This window comes from Streptomyces sp. CA-278952, from assembly GCF_028747205.1.
GTDB lineage: Bacteria > Actinomycetota > Actinomycetes > Streptomycetales > Streptomycetaceae > Streptomyces.
Genome location: NZ_CP112880.1, coordinates 6,922,234 through 6,943,074, shown reverse-complemented (window position 1 = coordinate 6,943,074; position 20,841 = coordinate 6,922,234). Strand labels below are relative to the sequence as shown.

General features: G+C 71.2%; 18 protein-coding genes. 4 read left to right on the top strand and 14 right to left on the bottom strand.

The window, feature by feature from the left end:
* Positions 1-25 precede the first annotated feature (25 nt).
* The 9 genes from N7925_RS30845 to N7925_RS30805 all read right to left on the bottom strand — a co-directional run bounded on the left by N7925_RS30845 (position 26) and on the right by N7925_RS30805 (position 10,060).
* Positions 26-466, bottom strand: coding sequence for a type II 3-dehydroquinate dehydratase (locus tag N7925_RS30845; RefSeq protein ID WP_265602752.1), 441 nt, complete (start codon positions 464-466; stop codon positions 26-28).
* Positions 463-2,100 carry a 3-dehydroquinate synthase gene (aroB, locus tag N7925_RS30840; protein ID WP_274345804.1) on the bottom strand — a complete coding sequence of 546 codons (1,638 nt, stop codon included), beginning with the start codon at positions 2,098-2,100 and terminating at the stop codon, positions 463-465. The genes N7925_RS30845 and aroB overlap by 4 nt, the downstream gene beginning before the upstream one ends.
* Positions 2,097-3,281 (bottom strand): chorismate synthase, encoded by a 1,185-nt coding sequence (gene aroC, locus N7925_RS30835; RefSeq protein WP_265602749.1) that lies wholly within the window; start codon positions 3,279-3,281, stop codon positions 2,097-2,099. The genes aroB and aroC overlap by 4 nt, the downstream gene beginning before the upstream one ends.
* A 145-nt stretch (positions 3,282-3,426) precedes the next feature.
* Positions 3,427-4,257 (bottom strand): shikimate dehydrogenase, encoded by an 831-nt coding sequence (locus tag N7925_RS30830; protein ID WP_265602748.1) that lies wholly within the window; start codon positions 4,255-4,257, stop codon positions 3,427-3,429.
* Complete coding sequence (gene mltG / locus N7925_RS30825) at positions 4,250-5,992, bottom strand: endolytic transglycosylase MltG (RefSeq protein ID WP_274345803.1); 1,743 nt, start codon at positions 5,990-5,992, stop codon at positions 4,250-4,252. Before mltG ends, N7925_RS30830 begins: the two co-directional genes overlap by 8 nt.
* A gap of 100 nt (positions 5,993-6,092) precedes the next feature.
* Positions 6,093-6,566, bottom strand: a complete 474-nt coding sequence (ruvX, locus tag N7925_RS30820) for a Holliday junction resolvase RuvX (protein WP_265604060.1) — start codon at positions 6,564-6,566, stop codon at positions 6,093-6,095.
* A gap of 8 nt (positions 6,567-6,574) precedes the next feature.
* On the bottom strand, positions 6,575-9,244 hold the full coding sequence (gene alaS / locus N7925_RS30815) for an alanine--tRNA ligase (protein WP_265602746.1): 2,670 nt from the start codon (positions 9,242-9,244) through the stop codon (positions 6,575-6,577).
* Positions 9,244-9,591 carry a DUF6167 family protein gene (locus N7925_RS30810; RefSeq protein ID WP_265602745.1) on the bottom strand — a complete coding sequence of 116 codons (348 nt, stop codon included), beginning with the start codon at positions 9,589-9,591 and terminating at the stop codon, positions 9,244-9,246. The genes alaS and N7925_RS30810 overlap by 1 nt, the downstream gene beginning before the upstream one ends.
* Positions 9,592-9,598: 7 nt before the next feature.
* Positions 9,599-10,060 carry a DUF948 domain-containing protein gene (locus N7925_RS30805; RefSeq protein WP_007457957.1) on the bottom strand — a complete coding sequence of 154 codons (462 nt, stop codon included), beginning with the start codon at positions 10,058-10,060 and terminating at the stop codon, positions 9,599-9,601.
* 221 nt (positions 10,061-10,281) lie between these two features.
* Between N7925_RS30805 and N7925_RS30800 the strand changes: the two genes are divergently transcribed.
* Positions 10,282-12,495 carry an ATP-binding protein gene (locus tag N7925_RS30800; protein ID WP_274345802.1) on the top strand — a complete coding sequence of 738 codons (2,214 nt, stop codon included), beginning with the start codon at positions 10,282-10,284 and terminating at the stop codon, positions 12,493-12,495.
* 17 nt (positions 12,496-12,512) lie between these two features.
* On the opposite strand, the gene rpsD is transcribed toward N7925_RS30800, so the two are convergent.
* Positions 12,513-13,127, bottom strand: coding sequence for a 30S ribosomal protein S4 (gene rpsD, locus N7925_RS30795; protein ID WP_018960518.1), 615 nt, complete (start codon positions 13,125-13,127; stop codon positions 12,513-12,515).
* A 188-nt stretch (positions 13,128-13,315) separates the two neighbouring features.
* Between rpsD and N7925_RS30790 the strand changes: the two genes are divergently transcribed.
* On the top strand, positions 13,316-14,017 hold the full coding sequence (locus N7925_RS30790; RefSeq protein WP_274345801.1) for a DUF2470 domain-containing protein: 702 nt from the start codon (positions 13,316-13,318) through the stop codon (positions 14,015-14,017).
* Positions 14,018-14,047: 30 nt separating this feature from the next.
* Here N7925_RS30790 and N7925_RS30785 read toward each other — a convergent pair whose 3' ends face one another.
* The 4 genes from N7925_RS30785 to N7925_RS30770 form a co-directional block, all read right to left on the bottom strand.
* Positions 14,048-15,418: a replication-associated recombination protein A gene (locus N7925_RS30785; protein ID WP_265602742.1), complete on the bottom strand. Its 1,371-nt coding sequence runs from the start codon at positions 15,416-15,418 to the stop codon at positions 14,048-14,050.
* A 65-nt stretch (positions 15,419-15,483) separates the two neighbouring features.
* A complete protein-coding gene (locus N7925_RS30780) occupies positions 15,484-16,122 on the bottom strand; it encodes a vitamin K epoxide reductase family protein (protein ID WP_274345800.1) in 639 nt (212 codons plus the stop codon).
* Between the two features lie 313 nt (positions 16,123-16,435).
* Positions 16,436-17,698 (bottom strand): histidine--tRNA ligase, encoded by a 1,263-nt coding sequence (gene hisS / locus N7925_RS30775; protein WP_274345799.1) that lies wholly within the window; start codon positions 17,696-17,698, stop codon positions 16,436-16,438.
* A 15-nt stretch (positions 17,699-17,713) separates the two neighbouring features.
* Positions 17,714-18,403 carry an MBL fold metallo-hydrolase gene (locus tag N7925_RS30770; protein ID WP_265602739.1) on the bottom strand — a complete coding sequence of 230 codons (690 nt, stop codon included), beginning with the start codon at positions 18,401-18,403 and terminating at the stop codon, positions 17,714-17,716.
* A 149-nt stretch (positions 18,404-18,552) separates the two neighbouring features.
* Here N7925_RS30770 and N7925_RS30765 point away from each other — a divergent pair, with 149 nt between their 5' ends.
* Both N7925_RS30765 and N7925_RS30760 read left to right on the top strand, forming a co-directional pair.
* Complete coding sequence (locus N7925_RS30765; protein WP_265602738.1) at positions 18,553-19,344, top strand: peptidylprolyl isomerase; 792 nt, start codon at positions 18,553-18,555, stop codon at positions 19,342-19,344.
* 225 nt (positions 19,345-19,569) lie between these two features.
* Positions 19,570-20,799, top strand: a complete 1,230-nt coding sequence (locus N7925_RS30760; RefSeq protein ID WP_274345798.1) for a DUF349 domain-containing protein — start codon at positions 19,570-19,572, stop codon at positions 20,797-20,799.
* Positions 20,800-20,841: the final 42 nt, after the last annotated feature.

Sequence of the window (20,841 nt, the reverse complement as noted above, 5' to 3'; positions counted from 1 at the left end):
AGGGCGGACGGGCCTCCGTGTGGTGTCAGTCCGTCAGTTCGTCGGCCAGGGCGCGCAGGGCGAGCCGGTAGGAGCCGATGCCGAACCCGGCCACCGTGCCCGTGGCCACCGCGGCGACCACGGACGTGTGCCGGAACTCCTCGCGGGTGTACGGGTTGGAGATGTGCACCTCGATCAGCGGGGCGGTGCGCTGGGCGGCCGCGTCCCGCATGCCGTACGAGTAGTGCGTGAAGGCGCCCGGGTTGAGAATGACCGGAATCGATCCGTCCGCCGCCTCGTGGAGCCAGCGGATCAACTGTCCCTCGTCGTTGGTCTCCCGTACCTCGACGTCGAAGCCGAGCTCCTTGCCGAGGGCCGTGCAGGCGTCGACGAGTCCGGCGTAGGAGGTGGCCCCGTAGACGTCGGGCTCACGCGAGCCGAGCCGTCCGAGGTTGGGGCCGTTCAGGACGTAGACCCTGCGGGTCACGCGGAGACCTCCCCGTAGGCGGCGAGCAGCACGGCCGGGTCGGGGCCTTCCAGGACGGTGGGCCTGCCGATGCCGTCCAGGACGATGAAGCGCAGCAGGTCGCCGCGCGACTTCTTGTCGACCTTCATGTTCTCCAGCAGCTTGGGCCACTGGTCGCCGCGGTAGGCGAGCGGCAGGCCCACCGACGCGAGGACGCTGCGGTGCCGGTCGGCGGTGGCGTCGTCGAGGCGTCCGGCGAGCCGGCCCAGCTCGGCGGCGAAGACCATGCCGATGGAGACGGCCGCGCCGTGGCGCCACTTGTAGCGCTCGTTCTTCTCGATGGCGTGGGCCAGGGTGTGGCCGTAGTTGAGGATCTCGCGGAGTCCGGACTCCTTGAGGTCGCTGGAGACGACCTCGGCCTTGACCCGGATGGACCGCTCGATCAGTTCGGCGGTGTGCGGCCCGGCCGGGGTGCGCGCGCCCTCGGGGTCGGCCTCGACCAGGTCCAGGATGACCGGGTCGGCGATGAACCCGGCCTTGATGATCTCGGCCATGCCGGAGACGTAGTCGTTGACCGGCAGCGAGTCCAGCGCGGCGAGGTCGCAGAGGACCCCGGCGGGCGGGTGGAAGGCGCCCACCAGGTTCTTGCCCTCGGCGGTGTTGATGCCTGTCTTGCCGCCGACGGCCGCGTCGACCATGCCGAGCACGGTCGTCGGGACCGCGATCCAGCGCACCCCGCGCAGCCAGGTGGCCGCGACGAACCCGGCGACGTCCGTGGTGGCGCCGCCCCCGATGCCGACGATGACGTCGGTGCGGGTGAAGCCGGTCTGGCCGAGCGCCTTCCAGCAGTAGGCGGCGACCTCGACGGTCTTGGACTCCTCCGCGTTCGGCAGCTGGATGGCGATGGCCTCGTACCCCTGGTCGACGAGGTCCTGACGGACCGCCTCACCGGTCTCGGCGAGCGCCTCCGGGTGCAGTACGGCGACGCGTCGCGCGCGGTCGCCGATCAGCTGGGGCAGCTCGCCCAGGAGCTGGTGGCCGACGAGGACCTCGTACGGGTCGGAGCCCGCGGAGCCTGCGACCTGGATGCGGGTGGGGCCCTGCTGCGTCATGCCGGTGTTCTCCACGCCGGGGGCCGCTTGGCCCTCCGGCAGTTCCAGTGCGTCGATGATCGCCTGGGCGACCTCTTCGGGGGTGTGTTCGTCGGTGGCGACGACGGTCCGGGCGACCTCTTCGTAGAGGGGGCGGCGCGCGTCCATCAGCTCGCGCCACTGCCGGCGCGGGTTGACCGCGAGCAGGGGGCGGGCGGCGCCCAGGCCGACGCGGCGGACGGCCTCGTCCACGTCCATGGAGAGGTAGGCGACCGGACGGCCGGCCAGCAGCTTCCTGGTCGCCGCGTCCAGGACGGCACCGCCGCCGAGGGCGAGGACGCCGGTGTGCCCGGCGACGGCCGCCTCGACGGCCCGGCGCTCCAGGGCGCGGAAGTGCTCCTCGCCCTCGTCGTAGAAGATCTCCGCGATCGGCTTGCCGGCCGCGGCGACGACGTCCGCGTCGGTGTCCCGGTAGGTGGTGCCGAGCCGGGCGGCGAGCAGTTCGCCGACGGTGGACTTGCCGACGCCCATCGGGCCGACGAGGACGACCAGGGGGCCGCTCATCGGATCTGGAGGTGGTCGAGGTACGACTGGACGTTGCGGTGGGTCTCGGGGACGCTGTCGCCGCCGAACTTCTCCGCGACCGCGTCGGCCAGGACGAGGGCGACCATGGCCTCCGCGACGATGCCCGCGGCCGGGACGGCGCAGACGTCGGAGCGCTGGTGGTGGGCCTTGGTGGCCTCGCCGGTGACGACGTCCACGGTGGCCAGGGCGCGCGGCACGGTCGCGATGGGCTTCATCGCGGCGCGGACGCGCAGCAGCTCGCCGGTGGTGAGCCCGCCCTCGGTGCCGCCGGACCGCCCGGAGGTGCGCCTGATGCCGTCCTCGGTGGCGACGATCTCGTCGTGCGCCTGGGAGCCGGGGACCCGGGCCAGCTCGAAGCCGTCGCCGACCTCGACGCCCTTGATGGCCTGGATGCCCATGAGCGCGGCGGCGAGCCGGGCGTCCAGGCGCCGGTCCCAGTGCACGTGCGAGCCGAGCCCGACGGGCACGCCGTAGGCCAGCACCTCGACGACTCCGCCGAGGGTGTCGCCGTCCTTGTGGGCCTGGTCGATCTCGGCCACCATCGCCTTGGACGCGTCGGCGTCCAGGCAGCGGACCGGGTCGGCGTCCAGCTTCTCCACGTCGGCGGGGACGGGGACGACCCCGTACGGGGCCTTGGCGGCGGCCAGCTCGACGACATGGCTGACGATCTCGATGCCCGCGGTCTCCTTGAGGTAGGAGCGGGCGACGGCTCCGAGGGCGACGCGCGCGGCGGTCTCCCGGGCGCTGGCGCGCTCCAGGACCGGCCGGGCCTCGTCGAAGCCGTACTTCTGCATCCCCGCGAGGTCGGCGTGGCCGGGCCGGGGGCGGGTCAGCGGGGCGTTACGGGCGAGCTTCGCCAGTTCCGCGGGGTCGACCGGGTCGGCCGACATGACCTGCTCCCACTTGGGCCACTCGGTGTTGCCGACCATGACGGCGACCGGGGAGCCCATGGTGAGGCCGTGGCGTACGCCGCCGAGGAAGGTGACCTCGTCCTTCTCGAACTTCATCCGCGCGCCGCGGCCGTAACCGAGCCGTCGCCGGGCCAGCGCCTCCGCCACCATCTCCGTGGTGATCGGGACACCGGCGGGAAGGCCCTCCAGCGTCGCCACCAGTGCGGGGCCGTGCGACTCCCCCGCGGTCAGCCAGCGCAACCTGCTCAACGGTGCTCCTCATGCTCGCGCCTGAAATCCAACGGCGCCACCGGGTGCGCGGCCCTGGCCCGCCGCCTTTGATCCTCCCACGACCGGGGGCACGTTCCGGCCGCCGGTCCAGCAGACGGACGGGCGGCGCCGGTCCGCGGGCCCGTCAGCGGGCCGCGAGCGCGGCTTCCCCGGCCTGCCGCATGGCGGCCAGCGGCGCCGGGACCCGGCCGGTCATCTGCTCGACCTGGAGCAGTGCCTGGTGGACGAGGAGGTCGAGTCCGCCGACGACGGCCCCGCCGTGCGCCGACCAGGCGGCGGCGAGGGCGGTGGGCCACGGCTCGTACAGCACGTCGAAGAGGATGCCCGGGGCCGCCGGCACGGATCCGGCCAGGGCGTCGGTGGCACCGGCCGGGGTGGTGGCGATGACGAGCGGCGCGCTCAACGCCGCGGCCGCGTCCGCCCAGTCGGCGATCACGACGTCGACGCCGAGCCGCTCCCCCCAGGCCCGCATCTCGGCCGCCCGCTCGGGGCCGCGCACGTACGCCGTCACGGGTCCGGCGCAGACGGCGGCGAGGGCGGCGAGCGCGGAGGAGGCGGTGGCTCCGGCGCCGAGGACGGCGGCGGAGTCGACCTTGTCGATGCCGCGCTCCCGCAGGGCGGCGATCATGCCGGGGATGTCGGTGTTGTCACCGACCCGCCGCCCGTCCCCGGTGAACACGACCGTGTTGACGGCCTCCACGGAGGCGGCCGTCGCGCTGATCTCGTCGAGCAGCGGGATGACCGCCCGCTTGAGCGGCATGGTCAACGACAGCCCCGCCCACGAGGGGTCCAGCCCCGCGACGAAGCCCGGCAGCGCCGCCTCGTCGACCTCGAACCGGTCGTAGGACCAGTCGTCGAGGCCGAGCGCGGCGTACGCGGCGCGGTGCAGGACCGGGGAGAGGGAGTGGGCGATGGGCGAACCGAGGACGGCGGCCCGGCGGCGCATATCAGCCAAGTCCCTGCTGCTCCTTGAACTTGTCGTTCAGCTTCTCGTGCTCCTCGACGGTCTTCGTGAAGTCGGTCTTCTTGCCGTCGAGCGAGATGAAGAACATGTAGCCGTTCGTGGTCGGGTTGAGCGACGCCTTGATGGCGTCCATGCCCGGGTTGCTGATCGGCCCCGGCGGGAGACCCGCGTGGTAGTAGGTGTTGTACGGATCCGGGTTGGTCCGGATCTCCTTGGAGCTGATCTTGATCTTGCTCTGGTTGTTGAGGTAGTTGAAAGCGGAGTCGAACTCGAGCTTGCGGTTGGTGATGATGTTGTCGGGTTCGAGCCGGTTGTAGACGACTTCCGCCATCTTGCGGAAGTCGTCGTGCGTGAGGCCCTCCGCCTGCACCAGGCTCGCCACCGTGAGCACCTGCCACGGCCCGTCGAGGTTGAACTTCTTGGCCGTGGCCTCGAAGTCGATGTCCGCGTACTCCTTGTTGGCCCGCGCGACCATCCGCTTCAGCGCGTCCTCGGGCTTCGACCCCTTGGCGACCGGATAGGCGGCCGGGTACAGGAAGCCCTCCAGCGGGTCCTTCACGTCCGGGTTGTCGCCCACCCAGTCGGGCAGCCCCAGGGACTCCGCCTTGGTCTTGGCGATCTTCGCCGTGGTGCCCTTCTCCAGTCCCAGCCGCTCGTCGATCTTCGCGTAGACCGCGACGTTACGGGTCCCCTCGGGGATCACGAACGCGTTCTGGCTCTTCGGGTCGAGCATCAACTCGATCGCGCTGGCGGCGGACATCTCCTTCTTGAGGAGGTAGACGCCGGCCTGGAGCAACTTGCCCTTGGGGTTGTCGTTCTGCGCCGCGACGAAGGCGTCGGAGGACTTGATGACGCCCTTCTTGCGCAGGATGTTGGCGATGTCGTAGCCGAGCGACTTTTCGGGGATCTCGACCTCGACCTCGCCCGTGCCCGTCCCCGCGTAGTCGGCCGGGGCGCCGAACTGCTCCTGCCAGAAGGTGTAGCCGACGTAGCTGACTCCGCCGAGGCCGCCGACCAGGACGACGGAGACCACCAGACAGGCGACGCCGCTGCGGCTCTTCTTCTTCCCCTTGCCGCCCCGGCGGTCGCTGCCGCCGCGATCGCGGCGCGAGGCGCGCGAACCGTCGCCGTCCGGGTCGTCGTCGTCGCGCGGCTCGCGGCCTGCCGGTTCGTCCGCACCGGTGAAGAAGGGGTGCGTCTCCTCCTGCGGTTCGTCCGGGTCCCACTCCGTCGGCTGCTGCTGCGGCTCGGCCACGGCGTCGCGGCGGCCCGGGGGCTGCGGCGGAGGGTAGGCCTCAGGGGTGCCGTAGTAGTCCTGCGACGCGTCGTAGCCGCCGGGCTGCTGGGCGTACGGGTCCTGGGGCTCGGCCCCGTACGGCATGGCGGCCTGCTGCCCGGTGTCCCAGCCGCCGTTGTACTGCGGCTGGGCACCCGGCTGCTGGGCGTACGGGTCCTGCTGGGGCGTGCCGTACTGCTGGTGGTTCTGCTGCTGCCCGTACTGCTGATGCTGGTCGTACGGCTGCTGCTGCGGGTACTGCTGGTGGTCCTGGTACTGGTGCTGGTTCTGGTGCTGCTGGGCGTACGGGTCCTGCGGATAGGACTGCTGCTGGTCGCCGTACTGGCCCTGGCCGTGGGCGGCCTGCTGGCCTCCCCATCCCTGGTCCCCGTACAAGGGGTCCTCGGGATGCCACGGTTCGGAGCCGGGGCCCCGGCCATACTCAGTCATCGATCCCCTTGAGCCGCGAGACGACGTTCCGTCTCTTCGCTTCGCTGTGCGGTGTTTGTTCGAACACCGCCGCATCGCGCGGAACGTTACCGTATCGCGATCAGACAACCGCTTCGACGCCCTCACCCGGGGGATTGCCTGACGCCCGTTCGGACTCCAGAGCGTTCTGAAGGATCACCACAGCGGCAGCCTGGTCGATGACAGATCGGCCCTTCTTGGACTTCACGCCCGAGGCGCGCATCCCCTGAGCGGCCGTCACTGTGGTCATCCTCTCGTCCACCAGCCGCACCGGGACGGGCGCGATCGAGTGGGCGAACACCTGGGCGAACTCCCGGACCTTGACGGCCGCCGGGCCCTCGCCGCCGGCGAGGGAGCGCGGCAGACCGAGGATGACCTCGATCGGCTCGTACTCCTCGACGAGTTGGCGGAGCCGCCGGTGGGCGGCCGGGACGTCGCGTCCCGGCACGGTCTCCACCGGCGTGGCCAGGATCCCGTCGGGGTCGCACGAGGCGACCCCGATCCGGGCGTCCCCGACGTCGACGGCGAGCCGTCGGCCCCGGCGCATCGGCGTCATCCCGCTCGTCACGCGGTCTCGGTGACGAGGCGTTCGACGGCGGCCACGGCGTCGCCGATGGCGGCCGGGTTCGTGCCGCCGCCCTGGGCGACGTCCGGCTTGCCGCCGCCACCGCCGCCGAGGGTCTTGGCGGCGGCGCGCACCAGGTCACCGGCCCTGAGACCGCGCTCGCGGGCGGCCTCGTTGGTGGCGATGACGGTGAGCGGGCGGCCGTTGGCCGTGGTGAACAGGGCCACGACGGCCGGCCGGCCGCCCTGGATGCGCCCGCGGACGTCCAGGACCAGCTTGCGCAGGTCGTCGGCGGAGGTGCCGTCGGGGACCTGGCCGGTGACCAGGGCGGTACCGCGGACGTCCTTGGCGGAATCGACGAGTCCGGCGGCGGCCGCGAGGACCTTCTCCGCGCGGAACTTCTCGATCTCCTTCTCGGCGTCCTTGAGCTTGCCGAGCATGCCCGCGATCTTCTCGGGGAGCTCCTCGGGGCGGCCCTTGACCAGCTCCTGGAGCTGGGCGACGACCGTGTGCTCCCGGGCCAGGAAGTTGTACGCGTCCACGCCGACGAGGGCCTCGATACGGCGCACGCCGGAGCCGATGGAGGACTCGCCGAGCAGCTTCACCAGACCCAGCTGGGCGGTGTTGTGGACGTGGGTGCCGCCGCACAGCTCCTTGGAGAAGTCGCCGATGGTGACGACGCGGACCCGCTCGCCGTACTTCTCGCCGAACTCGGCGATGGCGCCCTGCTTCTTGGCCTCGTCGATGGACATGACCTCGGCCTGGACGTCGAGTTCCCGCGAGAGGACCTCGTTGATCCGCTGCTCGACGTCGGTGAGGACCGTGCCGGGGACGGCGGCGGGCGAACCGAAGTCGAAGCGGAAGCGGCCGGGCGAGTTCTCCGAGCCGGCCTGGGCGGCCGTCGGGCCGAGCGCGTCGCGCAGCGCCTGGTGCGTGAGGTGGGTGGCGCTGTGGGCGCGGGCGATGGCGCGGCGGCGGGTGCTGTCGATGGAGGCGAAGACAGGAGCCCCGACCGTCACCTCGCCGACCTGGACGACACCCTTGTGCACGTGGACGCCGGGGACCGGCTTCTGGACGTCGCGGATCTCGATCACGGCGCCGGTGTCGAGCCGGATGCGGCCGGTGTCGGCGAGCTGGCCGCCGCCCTCGGCGTAGAAGGGGGTGCGGTCCAGGACGACCTCGACCTCGTCGCCCTCGGTGGCGGCGGGCGAGGGCACGCCGTCGACCAGCAGGCCGACGATGGTGGACTCGCCCGCGGTGGCGGTGTAGCCGGTGAACTCGGTGGCGCCGGAGGTGTCGGCGACCTCGCGGTAGGCGGAGAGGTCGGCGTGACCGGTCTTCTTGGCGCGGGCGTCGGCCTTGGCCTTGTCGCGCTGCTCCTGCATGAGGCGGCGGAAGCCGTCCTCGTCCACGGAGAGCCCCTGCTCGGCGGCCATCTCCAGGGTGAGGTCGATCGGGAAGCCCCAGGTGTCGTGGAGCAGGAACGCCTTGTCGCCGGCGAGGACCTGGCCGCCGGCGGCCTTGGTCTCGGTGACGGCGGTCTCCAGGATGTTGGTGCCGCCCTTGAGGGCCTTGAGGAAGGCCGCTTCCTCGGCGAGCGCGACCGTCTCGATGCGCTTGCGGTCGGTGATCAGCTCCGGGTACTGCAGGCCCATCGTGTCGATCACGACGTCGACCAGGTCCTTCACCACGGAGCCGGTGGCGCCCATGAGACGCATGTTGCGGATGGCGCGGCGCATGATGCGGCGCAGCACGTAGCCGCGGCCCTCGTTGCCGGGGGTGACGCCGTCGCCGATGAGCATCACCGACGTACGGATGTGGTCGGCGACGACGCGGAGCGAGACGTCGGTTCCCTGCTCGGCGCCGTAGCGGACGCCGGTCAGCTCGGTGGCCTTGTCCATCACGACGCGCAGGGTGTCGGTCTCGTACATGTTCTGTACGCCCTGGAGGATCATGGCGAGGCGTTCGAGGCCGAGACCGGTGTCGATGTTCTTCGACGGCAGGTCCCCGAGGATCGGGAAGTCCTCCTTGCCGTCGCCGGCGCCGCGCTCGTACTGCATGAAGACCAGGTTCCAGATCTCCACGTAGCGCTCGTCGTTGACGGCCGGGCCGCCCTCGACGCCGAACTCCGGGCCGCGGTCGTAGTTGATCTCCGAGCACGGGCCGCACGGGCCGGGGACGCCCATGGACCAGAAGTTGTCCTTCTTGCCCAGGCGCTGGATGCGCTCGGCGGGAACGCCGATCTTGTCGCGCCAGATCTGCTCTGCCTCGTCGTCGTCGAGGTAGACCGTGATCCAGAGCTTCTCGGGGTCGAGGCCGTAGCCGCCGTCCTCGACGGAGTTGGTCAGCGCCTCCCAGGCGAGCTGGATGGCGCCTTCCTTGAAGTAGTCCCCGAAGGAGAAGTTGCCGCACATCTGGAAGAAGGTGCCGTGGCGGGTGGTCTTGCCGACCTCTTCGATGTCCGGCGTACGGACGCACTTCTGCACACTGGTGACGCGCGGGGCGGGCGGCTTGACCTCGCCGAGGAAGTACGGCTTGAAGGGGACCATGCCCGCGGGGACCAGCAGCAGAGTCGGGTCGTCCGCGATGAGCGACGCCGAAGGCACGGCGGTGTGACCGCGCTCCTCGAAGAAGCTCAGCCAGCGGCGGCGAATTTCAGCCGACTCCATCAGTGGTCCTCATTCCGGTTGTTCGAGTTGTAGGGGAGCTTGCGGTGCGTGTTCGCGTTCGCGGGCGGTTCGGCCGCTTCGACGGCGAAGTGCCGCTGTACGGGGAGGTCGGGGTCGACCGGCGCTTGAAGGCCCAGGGCGCCGCCCAGTTCGGATTCGCGCCGGACCATGCCCTCGCGTACGTCGAGGGCGAAGTCCTTGAGCTTGTGACCGGTCTCGATCGCCTTGTCCGCGGCCTGCGCGGCGAGGCTCTCGGGGGTCAGCTGCTTGAGCTTGCGGTTGACCTTGGTGGTGGCCCACACACCGGCGGCTGCGCCGGCGGTGAACCAGAACGTGCGGCGGAACATCGCTCGATCAGTCCTTCTGTCCGCGGGCGTTTCGGCGTTCGCGCCTGCGTCCGCGCGCCGAGGGTACGGTCCGGCCGACGATCACCGTACGGCGGGCGGAGCCGCGGCCCCGCGCCGGTTCCGGTTCGGGCTCGGGTGCGGTGCGGCGGCCGAGGGCCTGCCGTACGCCGTAGCCGAACGCGGCGACCTTGACGAGGGGGCCGCCGAAGGTGGAGGCGACGGTGGTGGAGAGCGCGGAGGCGTTGGAGGTGACCTCCTGGACGTCGCTCGCGATGGCGTCGACCTTGTCCAGCTGGGTCTGCGCGGAGCGCACCGTCGCCGAGGCGTCGGCCAGCAGCGGAACGGCCTGGTCGGTCACGTCCGCCACGAGCTTGGTGGTCGCCCTGAGCGTCTGGGCGAGCCTCACCAGCACCACGGCGAGGAACGAGACCAGGATCGCCCAGAAGACGGCCACGAGGATCCCGGCCACCTCTCCACCGGACACTGTGCACCGCTCTCTGCTCGTCGCTCGGCCCTGCCGGGCCTTGTCTCCGTCGGTCGCGTCCGGGCCTGGGCCCGGACGCCCGATCGTCGTCACACGAGCCTATCGCGCCGCGCATCTCCTCCCCTACCGCATTCTCCGCGGGCCGGGCGGGAGTTGCCATAACGAGATTGTACGGAGAGCTTTCAAGCCAGTACGCTCCGTGTTTTATGCGACGCCTGCACGACCCCTGCCCGAATCCCGACGATCCGGACGCCCGCCCCGCACCGGCTCCCGGCAACCTCCCGGCCGAACTGAACCCCTTCGTGGGGCGCGCGGACGAACTGGCCGAGCTGGGCGGGCTGCTGGAGGAGTCCAGGCTCGTCACCGTCGCCGGAGTGGCGGGGGTGGGCAAGACCCGGTGCGTCATCCGGATCGCCGCGCTTCGGGAGAAACGGTACTGCGACGGGGTCCTGCTGGCCGAGCTGTCCGCCGTCCGCCACCCGGATCTGCTGGAACACGCCCTGATCGACGCGCTGGGCCTGACCGATCACACCAGCAGACCCCCGCGCGCTGTCCTCGTCGAACATCTCTCCGAGCGCCGGACGCTGCTGGTGATCGACGGCTTCGAGCACCTCGTCGACGGCTGCGCCGACCTCGTCACGGAACTCCTGCGCCGGGCCCCGCGCCTCCAGGTGCTCGCGGCCGGACGCTGCCCCCTCCGGGTGGACGGGGAGCGGACGTTCCCGCTCGCCCCGATGTGCGACGGGGACGCCGTGGAGCTCTTCACCGAGCGGGCGCGCGGGGTCCGGCCGGGGTGGGAGCCGACGGCGGGCGAGCGGGCGTCCGTGCTGGAGCTCTGCCGCCGCCTCGACGGGATTCCGCTGGCCCTCGAACTGGCGGCCGGGCGGCTGCGCGCGCTCTCGGTGGAACAGGTGCTCCTGCGCCTGGACGACAGGTTCCGGCTGCTGACCGGGGGCCGTCGCGGCGCACCGCCCCGCCATCAGACGCTGCGTACGGCGATCGGCTGGAGCCATGAGCTGTGCACGCCCGAGCAACGACTGCTGTGGGCGCGGCTCTCGGTGTTCGCGGGGCCGTTCGACCTGGAGGCCGCGGAGTACATCTGCGGCGGGCCGGATCTGCCGGCCGACTCGGTGCTCGATGTGCTGGACGAGCTGCTCGCCCAGTCGGTGGTGGAGCGCGAGGACGGCCCGGCCGGCGCCCGCTACCGGCTGCTGGACACGGTCAGCGAGTACGGGGCGCAGTGGCTGGCGGCCGCCGGGGACGCCTCGCGGCTGCGGCGGCGGCACCGGGACTGGTTCCTGGGGCTCGCGACCTGGTGCGAGCTGGACTGGTTCAGTCCGCGCCAGGCGGAGGTGGCGGCGCGGATCGACTGCGAGCTGCCCAATCTCCGCCGGGCGATGGAGTGTTCGATGGAGAGCCCCGACGAGGTGCACCTGGCGCAGTACCTGGCGGGCACGCTGTGGTTCTACTGGGCCGGCTGCGGGCGGCTGTCCGAGGGGCGGCACTGGCTGGACCACGTCCTGGAGGAGCCGACCCCGCACGACGCCGCACGGCTGAAGGTGCTGTGGGTGCTGGGCTATGTGGCCGTGCTGCAAGGTGACGCGGTGGGCGCGATCTCGGCGCTCCAGGAGTGCTGGGAGGAGGCCGAGCGCTCCGGGGACGCGACGGCACTGGCGTACGCGGTGCACCGCACGGGGTGCCTGGCGATCGTGACGGACGACCTGCCGCGCGCCGAGGAGCTGCTCCGCGACGCGCTCGGCCGGTACCGCGAGGTCGGCGAGCTGAACAGCAATGTGCTGATGGCGCAGGTGGAGTTGGCCATGGCGGTGGCGTTCCTCGGCGATCTGGACGCGGCGGCGGCGATCTGCGACGAGGTCCGGGAGGTCTGCGAGGACCACGGGGAGCGGTGGGCGCTGGCGTACGCGCTGTACGTCCTGGCGTACGCGGCGCTGCGGCGGGGACGGTCGGCCCGGGCGCGGCAGATGCTCGGGGAGTCTCTGAGGATCGGCCGGACGTTCAACGATCTGCTGGGCACGGTCCTCTCGCTGGAGCTGCTGGCCCTGGTGACGGCGGTCGAGGGGGACGCCGGGGAGGCCGCCGTGCTCCAGGGGGCGGCGGAGGGCATCTGGCCGTCGGTGGGGCTGCGGCTGTTCGGCTCGGCGTTCTACGGGCGGCCACGGGCGGAGTGCGAGGAGCGGGCGCGCCGGGAGCTGGGGAACGTGGCGTACGAGGAGGGGCTGCGGGCGGGCCGGCGGCTGGATCCGGCCACCGCGGTCGACCGGGCCCTGGCCGGCGGCGGACCGGCCGCGGCGATGGACGGACCGGGCGCGGGCGGCGCGCCGACCACGGGCGGATCCGGGGGAACGCGAAGGCCCGCCGCCTCCCGGATGACAGGGAGGGGCGGGCCGGAGCGCTGGTGAGAGCGGCTACGCCTGGATCAGCGGGCGTAGTACTCGACGACGAGCTGCTCGTCGCAGATCACCGGGATCTCCTTGCGGTTCGGGTCCCGGTCCAGGCGGAAGGCCAGGGCCTTCAGGTTCACCTGGAGGTAGCGCGGGGTCTCACCGTCGGTGTCGTAACCACCCTCGCGGGCCACCTGGAAGGGGACCTTGGAGCGGCTCCGCTCGCGGACCATCACGACGTCGTCGGGACGGACGCGGAACGACGGCTTGTCGACCTTGCCACCGTTGACCTCGATGTGGCCGTGGACGACCATCTGACGGGCCTGGTAGATGGTGCGGGCGATGCCCGAACGCAGGACCAGGGCGTCGAGGCGGCGCTCGAGCTCGACGACCAGCGCCTCGCCCGTCTTGCCTTCGGCCTTCTTGGCACGGTCGTAGGCGCGCGCCATCTGGCGCTCGCTGATGTCGTACTGCGCACGCAGGCGCTGCTTCTCCAGCAGACGGACCTTGTAGTCCGAGTTCTGCTTGCGGCCACGGCCGTGCTCGCCCGGCGGGTACGGACGAGCTTCGAAGTACTTGACAGCCTTGGGCGTCAGAGCAATGCCGAGGGCACGCGACTTCTTGACCTTGGGACGCGACTGGTTAGGCACGTTCTCCAGACCTCCGTTGTGGGTTAGGTTAGGCTTACCTTACTCAAGGAGATCGCATGTCTCGCCCTGGGAACACCACTCACGTCACGGACAGCACAGACAGCGGCAGCACACCAGAAGGTGCTGCTACGACGGAAGGCCGATCTGATCGTGGTCAGCCGCGTCCCAGCGGGCTTGAAAACACTCGGATGCCGTCAGCAGCCGAGCGCACACGAACTCTCGTACAGAGTACCTGCTCCGCGCTGCTCGTCGTACCGGGGCTGGATCTCGCCCGCGCCGACCCCCTTATCCCGGACAGCAGGAGCGTGGGCCCCGAGGGCGACCTGTTCCTCGAATTCTCCGCGGATTCCCCGGCCGTTCGGGCCGCCACGCACGCGGAGGGCGACGAGCTGACCGCCGTGCTGGAGATCACGGACGTCGCCCCGGTCTCCGTACCCCACCGGATCCGCGGCCGCGCGTGGGTCTCCGGCTGGCTCACCTCCGTCCCCGGGCTGGCCGAGCCCGGCCGGATGATGCTGCGGCTGGAGTTCGGCGAGGCGTACGTGGACGATCTCTGGGGCGCCGAGGACATCGAGCCGGAGGACTTCCGCGACGCGGCTCCCGACCCGCTGGTCTTCCACGAGCCGGAGCTGCTCCAGCATCTGCACTCGGCCCACGACGAGCAGCTGCGCACCCTGTGCGGTCTGCTGGGCGAACGCACCGCCCGCGCCTGCTCGCCCCGCCGGCCCAAGGCCGTGCCGGTCGCCCTGGACCGCTTCGGGCTGCGGGTCCGCTTCGTCGAGGACCGGGGCTCCTGCTTCGACGCCCGCTTCGAGTTCCCCGAGCCGGTCCGCGACGTCACCGAGCTGCGCCGCGCCATGCACACGCTCTTCGAGGCGGCCGCCTCCTGATCCGGCGGCGGAGAGGCCCTGGAGAAAAAACTAGGACGGCTCCGCGCTCTCGCCGGAACGGCCCAGGCGCTCGCGAACGCGCTCGACGACGTCCGCGTACCGCGCCTCGGCACCGTAGCGGGTCGGGGTGTAGTACCGCCGGTCGCGGACCGCGTCCGGGGCGTACTGCTGGGCGGCGATGCCGCCCTGCACGTCGTGGGGGTAGACGTACCCCTGGGCATGGCCGAGCTTGGCGGCGCCCTTGTAGTGGCCGTCGCGCAGATGGGCCGGGACAGGCCCCGCGAGCCCCTTGCGCACGTCCTCCTGCGCGGCGGAGATCGCCAGGGTCGCCGCGTTGGACTTGGGGGCGAGCGCCAGCGCGATGGTGGCGTGGCTGAGGGTGAGCGCCGCCTCCGGGAACCCGATCATGGCCACCGCCTGGGCGGCGGCCACGGCGATCGGCAGCGCGGTGGGATCGGCCAGGCCGATGTCCTCGCTGGCCGAGATCATCAGCCGGCGGGCGATGAACCGCGGGTCCTCCCCCGCCTCGATCATGCGGGCCAGGTAGTGCAGAGCGGCGTCCACGTCGGAGCCGCGGATCGACTTGATGAGCGCGCTGGCCACGTCGTAGTGCTGGTCGCCGTCCCGGTCGTACTTCACGGCGGCGCGGTCGACGGTAGCTTCCAGCGTCTCCAGGGTGATCTCCGCCTCGCCCGTGGCGATGGCCGCGCCCGCCGCGGCCTCCAGCGCCGTCAGGGCCCGGCGCGCGTCGCCGCCCGCGATGCGCAGCAGATGCGCCTCGGCGTCCTCGGGCAGGGTGACCGCCCCGCCCAGGCCCCGCTCGTCGGTCAGCGCCCGGCGCAGCAGATCACGCAGGTCGTCGTCGGTCAGCGATTCCAGGGTGAGCAGCAGGGACCGCGACAGGAGCGGGGAGATGATCGAGAAGTACGGATTCTCCGTGGTGGCGGCGATGAGGGTCACCCAGCGGTTCTCCACGGCGGGGAGCAGGGAGTCCTGCTGGGCCTTGGAGAAGCGGTGGATCTCGTCGAGGAAGAGGACGGTCTCCTTGCCGAAGCCACCGGTGGCGCGACGCGCGCTCTCGATGACGGCGCGGACCTCCTTGACGCCCGCGGTGATCGCGGAGAGCTCGACGAAGCGCTTGTTGGTCGCCTTGCTGACCACGTACGCCAGGGTCGTCTTGCCGGTGCCGGGCGGGCCCCACAGGATGACCGAGGACGCGCCGGCCGGACCGCCGCCCCCCTCACCCACGAGGCGGCGCAGCGGCGAGCCCGGCTTCAGCAGATGCTGCTGGCCGACGACCTCGTCGAGGACACGGGGACGCATCCGGACAGCGAGGGGGCTGCTGGACGGGTCCTTCTCCTGGCGGTCTTCGGCGGCTGCGGTAAAGAGGTCGGGCTCCACGTCATGAAGCCTATGCGACCCCACTGACAGCGCCGCCGGTCACCTACCAGATTGGTAGGTGAGGGTCAGCTGGTCCAGAAGTCCCACCAGCGGGTCAGGATCAGCATGCCGATGATCCCGATCCACATCACCGGCAGCACCCACGGAAACTCGGTGAGTCCATTCCGCAGCCAGGCCGGGGCCGGGAGGATGCGGTGCTTGACGTTGTGCGTGGTCACGTAGCAGAACATGACGATGGTGGCGACCCAGGCCAGGCAGCACCACAGGCAGAGCGAGTTGATGTTGTACAGCGACTGGTACTGGAGCCAGGTGCAGAAGCCGACGCCGAAGAGCGTCCCGGCGTTCAGCCCGAGCCAGAACCAGCCGCGGAAGCGGGCTCCGGCGAGGAGCCCCGTCCCGATCGCGATGACCATGCCGTACGTGACGAGGCCCAGCATCGGGTTGGGGAACCCGAACACGGAGGCCTGCTCGCTCTTCATGATGTTGCCGCACGCGACGACGGGGTTGAGGCTGCACCCGGGGGTGAAGGAGGGGTCCTCCAGCAGCTTGAACTTGTCGAGCGTGATCACCCAGGCGGCCAGCAGTCCGGCCGCGCCGGTGATCACCAGCAGCAGGGCGAGACCGCGTCCGGCCCCGAAGGTGCGCTTGCGGCCGCCCTCGTCCTGGTCGGAGGAGAGATCGTGGTCTACCGCTGCAGTCGTCATATCGCCGTTCCGTCACCGAGTGGTCAGCCGGGCATGGTCATTGTGCCGCACCCCCGGACGGATCAACTGTTCGATGGACATAAAGGTGTGCGTCCGCGAGCGCTCCCCCGGGGCGGGGCCACGGGGTGGCGGGGCCGGGACGACGGAAGATGTACGGGTCCCCCGCGCCGGTCCGGCGACGCCGCCCGCGCGGGCGGCCCCAAGTCGGGGTCACCGGCGAGGATGAATCCCCTCTCGCCTGGTTGACGGCGGACAGAAAGGCGCGGGCGGCAGGACCTGAGGTCCCGCCGCCCGCGCCCCGCTCACGACTCGGTCAGCCGAGGCGCTTCGTCAGCTCCGCCGCGACCTCGGCCAGCTCCACCGGGCCCTGCTCGCCGGACTCCATGTCCTTGAGCTGGACGACGCCGTCGGCGAGATCGCGCTCCCCCGCTACCAGGGTGTAGCGCGCGCCCGAGCGGTTGGCGCTCTTCATCGCGCCCTTCAGACCGCGGCCGCCGAACGCGAAGTCGGCGGCGATCCCCGCGCGGCGCAGTTCGGTGACGACGCCGAACAGCACCCGGCGGGCCTCCTCGCCGAGCGGGACCGCGTACACGCTGGTGGTGCGGGGCAGGTCGAGCTCGATGCCCTCGGCCTCCAGCGCGAGGACCGTGCGGTCCACGCCGAGCGCCCAGCCGACGGACGGCAGCTCGGGGCCGCCGATCATCTCGGACAGTCCGTCGTAGCGGCCGCCGCCGCCCACCGCGGACTGGGCGCCGAGACCGTCGTGGACGAACTCGAAGGTCGTACGGGTGTAGTAGTCGAGGCCGCGCACCAGCTTCTCGTCGTCCTCGAAGGCCACCCCGGCGGTCGTGAGAAGCGCCCGGACCTCCTCGTGGTACGCCTTGCACGCGTCGCAGAGGTGGTCGCGGAGCTTCGGGGCGTCCGTGAGCTGCTTCTGTACGTCGGCCCGCTTGTCGTCCAGGACGCGCAGCGGGTTGATCTCGATGCGGCGGCGGGTCTCCTCGTCGAGGTCCAGGTCGCGCAGGAAAGTCTGGAGCGCCTCGCGGTAGACCGGGCGGCACTCCTTGTCGCCCAGCGAGTTCAGCAGGATCCGGAACCGGCGCAGGCCCAGCGAGCGGTACGCCTGGTCGGCGAGGATGATCAGCTCGGCGTCCAGGACCGGGTCCTCGGTGCCGATGGCCTCGGCGCCGACCTGCGAGAAGTGGCGGTAGCGGCCCGCCTGCGGGCGCTCGTAGCGGTAGTACGAGCCGGAGTACCAGAGCTTGACGGGGAGGTTGCCCGCCTTGTGGAGATTGGCCTCCAGGGCGGCGCGGAGCACCGACGCGGTGCCCTCGGGGCGCAGGGCCAGCTGGTCGCCGCCCTTGGTGGTGAGGGTGTACATCTCCTTGGTGACGATGTCGGTGGACTCACCGACACCGCGGGCGAAGAGCTCGACGTTCTCGAAGCCGGGCGTCTCGATGTAGCCGTAGCCCGAGTCGCGCAGCGGGGCCGCGATGGCCTCGCGCACGGCGAGGAACGTCGCGGACCGGGGCGGGGTCAGGTCGTACGTGCCCTTGGGTGCCTGGAAGGTGCTCACGATTACGTCTCTCGTCTACATTCCTCGGCGCGGCGCCGCGTCCAGACCGTTCAGGAACGGGTTGGAGGCGCGCTCGCGGCCGATGGTCGTCTGGGGGCCGTGGCCGGACAGCACCACGGTCGAGTCGTCGAGCGGCAGGCACACACGGGCCAGCGACTCGAGCAGCTCGGCATGGTCGCCGCCGGGCAGGTCGGTGCGTCCGACGGAGCCGGCGAAGAGCAGGTCGCCCGAGAAGAAGACCGGCGGAACGTCCGCGGCCTCGGGCATCCCGAACGTCACCGACCCCTTGGTATGGCCGGGCGCGTGCGAGACGCCGAACTCCAGACCGGCCAGGGTCAGCTTCACGCCGTCGGCCAGCTCCTTGACGTCGTCCGGCTCCCCCACGGTCAGCTCGCCCATGAGCGGCATCCCGATCGAGCGGCCGAGCGCCTTCTCCGGGTCGCTCATCATGTAGCGGTCCTCGGGATGGATCCAGGCGGGGACGTCATGGGCACCGCAGACGGGGACGACCGAGGCGACGTGGTCGATGTGGCCGTGGGTGAGGACGACGGCAACGGGCTTGAGCCGATGCTTCTTCAACGTCTCCTCGACGCCCTGGGCGGCCTGGTGGCCCGGGTCGATGATCACGCACTCCTCACCGGCGGCGGGGGCGACCAGATAGCAATTGGTCCCCCAGGCCCCGGCGGGGAACCCGGCAATGAGCACGATCGTCCTTAATGTTCGTCCGGAGGATGCGGCAACGGCGAAGGATGCGGCGGATCAGAGCCTACCGGCGCTCCTCATGACACAGGTAACCCATATACGGTACGGGCAACTCAGGCCCTCATCTCACGACGTAACAAGGAGCCCAACCGGTGTCCAGCAGCGAACAGCGGCGGCGGCAGCTCGCCCGGGAAAAGTTCGAGCGCCAGCAGAAGCGCCGGGAGGAGGCCCGCAGCAGGACGAGGCGTATCACCGCGATCGTCGCGGCCTCGGTGGCCGTGGTCGCCGTCGTGAGCGTGAGCGCGTTCGTCGTGGCGGGCAAGGACGACGACAAGGACAAGAAGAGCGACGCGGCGTCGAGCCAGAGCCCCGCTCCGGAGCCCTCGGAGAGCGAGAGCAAGGCTCCCACGCCGCCGATGAAGATCGACAAAAAGGCGAAGTACACGATGTCGCTCAAGACGAGCCAGGGCGACATAGCGTTCTCGATGGACGCGGCGAAGACTCCGGAGACGGTGAACTCCTTCAAGGCGCTCGCCGACAAGGGCTACTTCGACGACACCAAGTGCCACCGGCTGACCACCCAGGGCATCTTCGTGCTCCAGTGCGGCGACCCGAAGGGCGACGGCACGGGCGGTCCGGGCTACAACATCCCGGACGAGAACCTGGACGCGCTCGGCAAGGCGGGTGCCGACGGCACGGTGGTCTACCCGCCGGGCACGGTGGCGATGGCCAATACCGGCCAGCCGGACTCCGGTGGCAGCCAGTACTTCCTGGTCTACAAGGAGACGAAGCTCCCGCCCACCTACACCCCGTTCGGCACGATGGACGACGCCTCGCTGAAGGCCGTCCAGAAGGTCGGCGAGGCCGGTGTCGAGGGCGGTGCGGGCGACGGCGCTCCCAAGAAGGCCGTGACGGTCGAGAAGGCTTCGGTCGGCAAGGGCTGATCCGGCGGGACGGGAACGGCGGTACGGCGACCGGCCGGGCGGCCACCGGCGGGCGGAGCGCTGCCGGGAGCCGGAGCGAAGAATTTCAGCCGTGCTGAGTGCGGACAGCCGGGTGGCCGGTCGCCTAGATTGGCGTTGTGCAGGGCGGGCGATGCCCGCCCCAGGAAACTGTGGACGATGCCCGGGGGGCGAACCCCCTCGCAGGCATCAGGTGGAGGAGGCGCTGTGAGCAGCGACCCGTGGGGCCGCGTCGATGAGACGGGCACCGTGTACGTGCGTACGGCCGAGGGCGAGCAGGTCGTCGGATCGTGGCAGGCCGGTTCGCCCGAGGAGGCTCTGGCCTATTTCGAGCGCAAGTACGACGGCATTGTGGTCGAGATCGGCCTCCTCGAACGGCGGGTGAAGACCACCGATCTGTCGGCGAAGGACGCGACGACGGCCATCGACCACCTGCGGCAGCAGGTCGACGAGCACCACGCGGTGGGCGACCTCGACGCGCTGCGCAAGCGGCTGGACGCGCTCGTCGCGACGGTCGAGGCGCGACGCGAGGAGCGCAAGGTCCTCAAGGCCAAACAGACCCACGAGGCCAAGCAGGCCAAGGAGGCACTGGTCGCCGAGGCGGAGGAGCTGGCACAGAGCGAGCAGTGGCGCTCGGCCGGTGAGCGGCTGCGGGCGCTGGTGGACACCTGGAAGGGTCTCCCCCGCCTCGACCGCAAGTCGGACGACGAGCTGTGGCACCGCTTCTCGCACGCCCGCTCGGCGTTCTCCAAGCGGCGCAAGGCCCACTTCGCCGCCCTGGACGCCCAGCGCGAGGACGCCCGTAAGGCCAAGGAGAAGCTGGTCACCGAGGCCGAGGCGCTGTCCGGCTCCACGGACTGGGTGACCACGGCCGCGCGCTACCGCGACCTGATGACCGAGTGGAAGGCGGCGGGGCGCGCCCAGCGCGAGTCCGAGGACGACCTGTGGAACCGCTTCCGCGGCGCCCAGGACGTCTTCTTCGCAGCCCGCAGCGAGGTCTTCGCGGAGCGGGACGCCGAGCAGGGCGAGAACCTCAAGCTGAAGGAGGAGCTCGCCGCGGAGGCCGAGAAGCTGGTGCCGGTGAAGGACCTCAAGGCCGCCCGGGCCGCGTTCCGGTCCATCAACGAGCGCTGGGAGGCCATCGGCCACGTACCCCGTGACGCCCGCCCCAAGGTCGAGGGCCGGATGCAGGCGGTGGAGCGGACGCTCCAGGAGTCCGAGGAGTCGGAGTGGCGCCGGACGAACCCGGAGGCGCGGGCCCGCGCCGCGGGTCTGACCGGGCAGCTCCAGGCCGCCGTGGACAAGCTGCGCGGCCAGATCGACACCGCGCGCGCCCAGGGCAACAACGCCCGTGCGGACAAGCTGGCCAAGGAGCTGGAGGGCCGCCAGGCGCTGCTGGACCAGGCGCTCAAGGGCCTGGAGGAGTTCGGCGGCTGAGACAACGGCTGCCAGAAGCCCCGGTACGCGTCGCGTGTACCG

What these genes read in the sequence shown, in the direction of transcription:
- N7925_RS30790 (WP_274345801.1), top strand. Translation starts at nt 13,316, where the DNA reads ATGCCGTCAGCAGCCGAGCGCACACGAACTCTCGTACAGAGTACCTGC.
- alaS (WP_265602746.1), bottom strand. Translation starts at nt 9,244, where the DNA reads ATGGAGTCGGCTGAAATTCGCCGCCGCTGGCTGAGCTTCTTCGAGGAG.
- aroB (WP_274345804.1), bottom strand. Translation starts at nt 2,100, where the DNA reads ATGAGCGGCCCCCTGGTCGTCCTCGTCGGCCCGATGGGCGTCGGCAAG.
- N7925_RS30800 (WP_274345802.1), top strand. Translation starts at nt 10,282, where the DNA reads ATGCGACGCCTGCACGACCCCTGCCCGAATCCCGACGATCCGGACGCC.
- ruvX (WP_265604060.1), bottom strand. Translation starts at nt 6,566, where the DNA reads ATGACGCCGATGCGCCGGGGCCGACGGCTCGCCGTCGACGTCGGGGAC.
- N7925_RS30810 (WP_265602745.1), bottom strand. Translation starts at nt 9,591, where the DNA reads ATGTTCCGCCGCACGTTCTGGTTCACCGCCGGCGCAGCCGCCGGTGTG.
- mltG (WP_274345803.1), bottom strand. Translation starts at nt 5,992, where the DNA reads ATGACTGAGTATGGCCGGGGCCCCGGCTCCGAACCGTGGCATCCCGAG.
- N7925_RS30780 (WP_274345800.1), bottom strand. Translation starts at nt 16,122, where the DNA reads ATGACGACTGCAGCGGTAGACCACGATCTCTCCTCCGACCAGGACGAG.